The 869-nt window shown below is 50.2% G+C and carries 1 protein-coding gene; it reads right to left on the bottom strand.

Annotated elements, in window-relative coordinates; all coding sequences use genetic code 11:
* A partial coding sequence (locus H5164_RS19775) for a fibronectin type III domain-containing protein (RefSeq protein WP_182757381.1) occupies positions 1-869 on the bottom strand: 869 nt, incomplete at both ends.

Raw genomic sequence — 869 nt, 5'->3', positions numbered from 1 at the left:
GTCGCAGTGCCTATACTCGGCACGCCAGCCACTACAGCATTCACCGCAAAAGTCTGACTTACTTGAGCCGCTGCGGTATAACTGGCATTACCCGCTTGATTGGCATTAATGGTACAGCTTCCTGTTGTGATAAAGGTCAGCACACCAGTACTGCTAATGCTACATACTCCAGTAGTTGATGAAGTAAAGTTTAAGCTTAAACCAGAGCTTACACTTGCCGTTAAGGTTGGTGTGGTGCCGAAGCTTTGTGCGCCTGGGTTAGGGAAAGTAATCGTTTGTGATCCTATCGGTGTCACACTATTAGAGGCATTCGACGCGGCACTGGTGCCCGCAGCACTTTGAGCCGTGACACTAAAGGTATACGCCGTGCCATTAGTCAGCCCCAAGACTGTTAATGGTGAACCTGTACCACTCGCTGTCAAACCACCTGGGCTTGAGGTCACGGTATAACCAGTAATCGCTGCGCCGCCATTATTACTTGGCGGCGTAAAACTGACCGTCGCTTGAGTATCGCCAGCTGTCGCAGTGCCTATACTCGGCACGCCAGCCACTACAGCATTCACCGCAAAAGTCTGACTTACTTGAGCCGCTGCGGTATAACTGGCATTACCCGCTTGATTGGCATTAATGGTACAGCTTCCTGTTGTGATAAAGGTCAGCACACCAGTACTGCTAATGCTACATACTCCAGTAGTTGATGAAGTAAAGTTTAAGCTTAAACCAGAGCTTACACTTGCCGTTAAGGTTGGTGTGGTGCCGAAGCTTTGTGCGCCTGGGTTAGGGAAAGTAATCGTTTGTGATCCTATCGGTGTCACACTATTAGAGGCATTCGACGCGGCACTGGTGCCCGCAGCACTTTGAGCCGTGAC

It is taken from the genome of Shewanella sp. SG41-3, assembly GCF_014164545.1.
Classification (GTDB): domain Bacteria; phylum Pseudomonadota; class Gammaproteobacteria; order Enterobacterales; family Shewanellaceae; genus Shewanella; species Shewanella vesiculosa.
Note: the sequence above shows the minus strand (reverse complement) of the source record. Positions and strands in the feature narration are given on the sequence as shown.